The sequence below is a fragment of the Halomonas sp. 707B3 genome (assembly GCF_024158645.1).
In the GTDB taxonomy this organism is placed as follows: Bacteria; Pseudomonadota; Gammaproteobacteria; order Pseudomonadales; family Halomonadaceae; genus Vreelandella; species Vreelandella lionensis.
Map to the genome: position 1 here is coordinate 1 of NZ_JAMZBE010000178.1, position 6,484 is coordinate 6,484.

The window sequence follows — 6,484 nt, forward strand, 5'->3', positions numbered from 1 at the left end:
ACGGGCTTGCGAAAGCCAACTTGCACGGGGCGAATGATCAAAAAGTGCTCGCTGGCGGTGATAGGGAAAGTGTCGGCGCCGGCTTCACGGATTCAGGTTGATAGTAACCCGATCAGACCCTGCATCAAGCCCATTCCAGATAAGCTCAGCAAGGGCAGGCAATGGCCGCGAAGAAGCAGTTATTGACTCAATAAAATCACGTTTCGCAACAACCTTAATCTTTGCCATCACCCCCTCCTTTGCCTTATAGTAAATACCTTGATTTTTCTACACTAACAGTGGCTAATGGCATCGTCGATAGATATTCCCTGCCACCTCCAATATCTAGATAGAACCTTCTCCCCCCTAATGAATAAGTATTCTGGGAACGAGCCAACAAGCATCCGCTAATGGTCGAAAGCTAATACTCAAGCCAAGCATAAATACACGTATTCGTAGGCTCAGGCACCATCATTAAGCTTTTGTAGCTAAACAAGGACCATCTTTGCAACCCTTTGGCGCAAGAAAGTGGATGCGCACAAGCTCACACTCACTTTAATTATTATTAGCATTATTGCTCACATAGCCCGGTTAGAACAACCCAACCACTCGCTATTTTAGTCCTTCTTGCGCCATGTCTTTTGGAATATCTCGGCACTATTAGGCTTTGTCAAAAATGCACTTTTTCGCTACCGGTCAGCCAGTGGCGAGGCTTAGGCAGCGTAAAGAGTAGCGCTTAGGCCTTAGCTATCCAGCTCAAGCCAGTGATAAAATCAATTATTTTCAAACACTTAGATGAATTCTCGCAGCAAGAAAGGAAATTGAGGCCAACGCTAACAACATCACGCAAGCGCCAAATAAAAACAGCCACGCACAAAAAATCACCCAAAATGCCATATGGCAGCGGGCGATAGAATCATCAAATGGGGAAGGTGTTACGCTAGATGGCTCCCTGAGCAGGACTCGAACCTGCGACCCAATGATTAACAGTCATTTGCTCTACCAACTGAGCTATCAGGGAACAACAGAAAAAAACTTTAGCAGAACAGCAGCTTGGCTCCTCGAGCAGGACTCGAACCTGCGACCCAATGATTAACAGTCATTTGCTCTACCAACTGAGCTATCGAGGAACATCATTTGCTGTTGCGTTTGAACCAGAGCCTATCACTTATTAACCTCTACTTAAAGTAGCCTAAGCAGTTGTCTTAACAAGTGTTTTGGCTCCTCGAGCAGGACTCGAACCTGCGACCCAATGATTAACAGTCATTTGCTCTACCAACTGAGCTATCGAGGAACTGCTCAAACACGGTGCGTAGTATACTGATTGAAACGCTCGGGTCAAGTATCGATTACGGGGGAATGCCTAGCCCCTGGTTTCTTGTATCCGTATAATGCACGCATTCAACGGCCGCACCAATCGCTGCCCAACCGTTATTTCATTCATCCCTCGTCTCCCCGACGACCCATAGATGACAGGTACCGATGGCGAAGAAGCTCTTCATCAAAACGCACGGCTGCCAAATGAACGAGTACGACTCCTCGCGTATGGCGGACCTACTCGGCGAATCTCACCAGCTGGAGCTCACCGATAACGAGAAGGAAGCAGATGTGATTCTGCTGAACACCTGCTCGATTCGTGAAAAAGCTCAGGATAAGGTCTACCACCAGTTAGGCCGCTGGAAAAAGCTCAAAGACGCCAATCCGGATCTTGTGATTGGCGTAGGCGGCTGCGTGGCCAGCCAAGAAGGTGAAGCGCTGCGTAAACGCGCTCCTTTCGTAGATATGATTTTTGGCCCGCAAACCCTGCATCGGGTGCCGAAGATGCTCGACGCCCGCGCCAATAATCAAATTGCGGCGGTGGATGTCACCTTCCCCGAAATCGAGAAGTTCGACCACCTGCCGCAGCCTAAATCCGATGGTGCCACGGCGTTTGTGTCGATCATGGAAGGCTGCTCGAAGTACTGCACCTTCTGCGTGGTGCCTTACACTCGCGGTGAAGAAGTCTCCCGCCCGTTTGAAGCGGTGATGGATGAAGTCATGCACTTAGCCGACCAGGGCGTGCGTGAAATCAACCTGCTGGGCCAGAACGTGAACGCCTACCGTGGCGACAACGAAGACGGCGACGAGATTGACCTTGCCGAGCTGATCGCCTGCATCGCGGCGGTGGATGGCATCGACCGTATTCGCTTCACCACCTCTCACCCGGTGGAGTTTACGGATAGCTTGGTAGACGCCTATGCGGATATTCCGGAGCTGGTAAGCCACCTGCACCTGCCGGTACAGTCTGGTTCTGACCGCATTCTGAGCGCCATGAAGCGCGGCCACACGGCGGAAGAGTACATCGAGAAGATGGAGCGTATCCGCGCTAACCGTCCGGATATCAGCTTCTCCTCTGACTTTATTATCGGCTTCCCCGGTGAAACAGAAGAGGATTTCGAGGCCACGATGGATCTGATCCACCGTATCGGTTTCGATCACTCATTCAGCTTTGTTTACTCGGCGCGCCCCGGCACGCCCGCTTCCGGCTTGCCAGACGACACCCCTGAAAGCGTGAAGAAGCAGCGCTTGGCTATTCTGCAGGAGCGCATCCTTCAGCAAGCCGCGCAGATTAGCCGCCGCATGGTGGGCACTACTCAGCGCATTCTGGTTACCGGGTTTTCTCCGAAAGACCCCGGCCAGCTCTCTGGGCGTACCGAGAACAACCGCGTGGTGAACTTCCGCGCCGCTAACCCCACCGAGCTAATCGGCTACTTTGTCGATGTAGAGATCACCGAAGCGCTGCCCAATTCGCTGCGCGCTGAACTCGCCTCTGCCGAGCGTTATTGACCGCTTGCTTATCGTAGGTAATTGCCCCGGCACCGCCGGGGCAGTAAGCTGAGACTCACACACATCAACTAACGGGTTTCTTACTCTTGAGCCAGCCATCACCTCAGGCCAATCGCATTATCACCCTAAGCCTTGAACCCAATGACCCGCAGCGTCTCGCTAGCCTCTGCGGCCAACAGGACGAGCATCTAAAGCTGATTGAGAGCCGCCTGGATGTGACGTTACGCAACCGTGGCAACGTTTTTCAGCTGGCCGGTGCCGCGAACCGCATCAAAGCGGCCGCCAACGTGCTGGAACACCTCTACCGTGAAACCGCTGCCGATGAGCTATCGGCGGATACCGTGCATCTGTTCCTCCAAGAATCCGGGCTAGAAGCCCTGGAAGAGGAAGACGATGGCGAAGGCGGTAGCGATGAAGTCATCATGCGCACGCCGCGCACTATGATTAAGCCACGCGGGCTTAATCAGCAGCGCTACGTGCAGAGTATTCGCGAGCACGATATCAACTTCGGCATTGGGCCAGCGGGTACCGGTAAAACCTACCTGGCCGTGGCCGCTGCGGTAGAAGCGCTCAATCAGCAAGAAGTGCGCCGCATTCTGCTGGTGCGCCCAGCGGTAGAAGCCGGTGAGAAACTCGGCTTCTTGCCGGGCGACCTTGCTCAAAAAATCGACCCGTACCTGCGCCCGCTGTACGACGCGCTGTATGAAATGATCGGTTTTGAGCAGGTGGCTAAGCTGATCGAGCGTCAGGTGATCGAGATTGCCCCGCTGGCCTATATGCGTGGCCGTACGCTGAACAACTCCTACATCATTCTGGATGAGAGCCAGAACACCACGCCGGAGCAGATGAAAATGTTCCTGACGCGGATTGGTTTTGGTTCCACCGCCGTGATTACCGGGGATATTACCCAGGTCGACTTACCGCGCGGGCAGCGTTCAGGCCTCTCGCAAGTGCTCGACGTGCTCAAAGATACGCCAGGAATCGGCGTGACCCACTTTGCCGCGAAAGATGTGGTGCGCCACCCGCTGGTGCAGCGCATCATCGAGGCTTACGACGAGTTTGAATCCGAGCAGGAAGTGCAAGAGCGCGCTCGTCGTGAAGCACGCCAGCAGGAGCGCGAAGCGCGTATGCAGGCGTTAGAGCGCAATAGCGAACGTTCGGGAGAAGCCTACCGATGAGCGACATCATAATCGACCGGCAAGCGGCGATTGATGAGCCACTGCTACCCTCGCTTGAACAGCTCACCCATTGGGTGGGCTGTGTCTTTTCTCGCCACCCGGATGATGACCGCCTAGAGCTCACCATTCGTTTTGTGGATGAAGAGGAGAGCCAGGCGCTTAACCGCGACTATCGGGAAAAAGATAAGCCCACCAACGTGCTCTCTTTCCCGTTTGAAAACCCACCCGGCATTACCCTGCCGCTGCTGGGCGACTTGATTATTTGCCATGCCGTAGTCGCCCGTGAAGCCGAAGAGCAGCAGAAGCCGCTGGCCCACCACTATGCCCACATGGTTGTACACGGCACCCTGCACCTGATGGGTTACGACCATATCGAAGAGCAGGAAGCCGAAGAGATGGAGCAGCTAGAACGCGAGCTGCTGGCCACCCTTAATATTCCTGATCCTTATCACGTGTAAGCTGCTACCTTGAGCCAAACGTACGTTTAGGGTGGTGTCTGCTGCCACTCAGTGATAAAACGGTCACTTGAAGCGTGGGCACCCGTTCGTGACCGCTTCTCCGTACAATATTTTCCGAACTACCTTTTCCGTAACATTCTGTCCGTAACTGAGAGAGATTTGACGCAATGAGCGAAGACCGATCGAGCAACCCTAATCAAAAATCATGGCTCGAGAAACTCTTTGGCGCCCTTTCCGGAGACAACGACGAACCCAGCTCGCGGAACGAGCTGATGACGTTTTTACGCCACACCGCAGGGAAACTGAAGCTGGATCAAGACGCAATCATGATTATTGAGGGCGCGCTTGAGATCAGCGATCAGCAAGTGCGTGAAATCTTGATCCCACGCTCTCAGGTATCGGCGATTACCCTCGACCAAACGCGGGATGACTACCTACCGTTGATCCAAGAGACCGGCCATTCACGCTACCCGGTGGTGGGCGAAAACCTAGACGACGTAAAAGGCATCCTGCTGGTCAAAGACCTGCTGCCGCTGCTGTCGCAATCGCAAGAGAGCCGCGATGCGTTCAAGCTGGAAGACGTGCTGCGCCCTGCCATGTTTATTCCTGAGTCAAAGCGTTTGAACACGCTGCTCAAAGAGTTCCGCGAAACCCATAACCATATGGCGATCGTGGTGGATGAGTATGGCGGCACGGCGGGCATCATCACCATTGAAGATATTCTTGAGCAGATTGTCGGGGATATCGAAGATGAGCACGATACCGATGAAGAGGACGATATCCGCACGCTGGAGAACGGCCACTTCGCGATTCGCGCCCTCACCCCGATTGAAGACTTCAACGAACGCTTTGGCACCGAGTTCTCTGATGACGAATTCGATACGGTGGGCGGCCTTGTGATGCAGCAGTTTGGTCATCTGCCAGGCCGAGGCGAGCACACCAGCTTAGGCGGCTGGCGGTTTGTGATTCTAAATGCCGACAACCGCCGGATACGCCTACTTGAGGCCTATCGCGACAGCGAAGCCGACGACGACGAAAGCCAAGACGACTAGCCTGTCGCCCCCACACTGCCTACACCACCCTGCTGATAGGATATCGCCATGGGGTTTACACCCACGTTGACGCTACAGCTGCTAGCCGCTTTAGTGGCTGGCGGCTTTACAACGCTTACCGCCTCCCCGTTTGAACTATGGTGGCTTGGCCCCGTGGCCATCGGCCTGCTGTATGCAGGTTTGCACACTTTAAGCCCTGCCCAGGCGGCCTTAAAAGGCTGGCTGTATGGCGTGGCGCTGTTTGCTAGCGGCACCTCATGGGTTTACGTATCGATTCACGACTACGGCTACACCGGTGTGCCGCTCGCGGTCTTTTTAACCGCGCTGTTTGTGAGCGTCCTGGCGCTGTTCTTCGCAGGCACGTTTTGGCTCTACCGGCGCTTTATCGGCCCCCGCTGGGCACTTCTGACTTTTGCAGGTACCTGGGTGCTGGGTGAAGTGCTGCGCACTTACTTGTTTACCGGCTTCCCCTGGCTGTTGGTGGGGTCCAGCTACGTGGATTCTCCGCTGGCCAGCTGGGCACCCGTTGGAGGTGTGTACTTACTCTCGCTGCTGGTGGTGCTGACCGGCACTCTGGGGGCGGAACTGCTGCGCCGCCAGTGGTGGGCGGCGCTACCGCTGGCCGCTATCTGGCTGGCCCCTTTCGTACTGCCAAGCCAGTGGACAACGCCGGTAAGCGAACCCACTCGCGTCGCGCTTCTGCAGGGCAACCTGCCCCAGCTGTTAAAATGGACGCCTGAAGGCCAGCGCACCGCTGCGAATACTTACAGCGACTTAACCCGCGAAGTGGCGGATGAAGCGGATCTGATCTTATGGCCTGAAACCGCGCTACCCATGATTGATAGCCAAGCGCGCCCGGTGCTTGAGCGCGTGCAGGCCAACCTGCCGCCAGAAGCCGCCCTGCTGACCGGCATCGTTCAGCAGGATGAAAACAACCGCTACTTCAACAGCGTGATTGGCGTAGGCAACGTGGAAGGCAGCTACCAAAAAG

Annotated in this window: 5 protein-coding genes and 3 tRNA genes; 5 read left to right on the forward strand and 3 right to left on the reverse strand. The window is 54.9% G+C overall.

What is annotated here, in order from left to right:
• Positions 1-924: 924 nt before the first annotated feature.
• The 3 genes from BIS10_RS16580 to BIS10_RS16590 form a co-directional block, all read right to left on the reverse strand.
• Positions 925-1,000: transfer RNA gene (locus BIS10_RS16580), tRNA-Asn, on the reverse strand.
• Positions 1,001-1,033: 33 nt separating this feature from the next.
• A tRNA-Asn gene (locus tag BIS10_RS16585) sits at positions 1,034-1,109 on the reverse strand.
• An 88-nt stretch (positions 1,110-1,197) separates the two neighbouring features.
• Positions 1,198-1,273 (reverse strand) — tRNA-Asn (locus tag BIS10_RS16590).
• Positions 1,274-1,461: 188 nt separating this feature from the next.
• Between BIS10_RS16590 and miaB the strand changes: the two genes are divergently transcribed.
• The 5 genes from miaB to lnt form a co-directional block, all read left to right on the forward strand.
• Positions 1,462-2,805 (forward strand): tRNA (N6-isopentenyl adenosine(37)-C2)-methylthiotransferase MiaB, encoded by a 1,344-nt coding sequence (miaB, locus tag BIS10_RS16595; RefSeq protein ID WP_188638129.1) that lies wholly within the window; start codon positions 1,462-1,464, stop codon positions 2,803-2,805.
• Between the two features lie 86 nt (positions 2,806-2,891).
• On the forward strand, positions 2,892-3,983 hold the full coding sequence (locus BIS10_RS16600; RefSeq protein ID WP_253506882.1) for a PhoH family protein: 1,092 nt from the start codon (positions 2,892-2,894) through the stop codon (positions 3,981-3,983).
• Positions 3,980-4,441 (forward strand): rRNA maturation RNase YbeY, encoded by a 462-nt coding sequence (gene ybeY / locus BIS10_RS16605; protein ID WP_062359162.1) that lies wholly within the window; start codon positions 3,980-3,982, stop codon positions 4,439-4,441. Before BIS10_RS16600 ends, ybeY begins: the two co-directional genes overlap by 4 nt.
• A gap of 167 nt (positions 4,442-4,608) precedes the next feature.
• Positions 4,609-5,493, forward strand: coding sequence for an HlyC/CorC family transporter (locus BIS10_RS16610; protein ID WP_253506884.1), 885 nt, complete (start codon positions 4,609-4,611; stop codon positions 5,491-5,493).
• A 48-nt stretch (positions 5,494-5,541) separates the two neighbouring features.
• A partial coding sequence (lnt, locus tag BIS10_RS16615) for an apolipoprotein N-acyltransferase (RefSeq protein ID WP_253506887.1) occupies positions 5,542-6,484 on the forward strand: 943 nt, incomplete at its 3' end.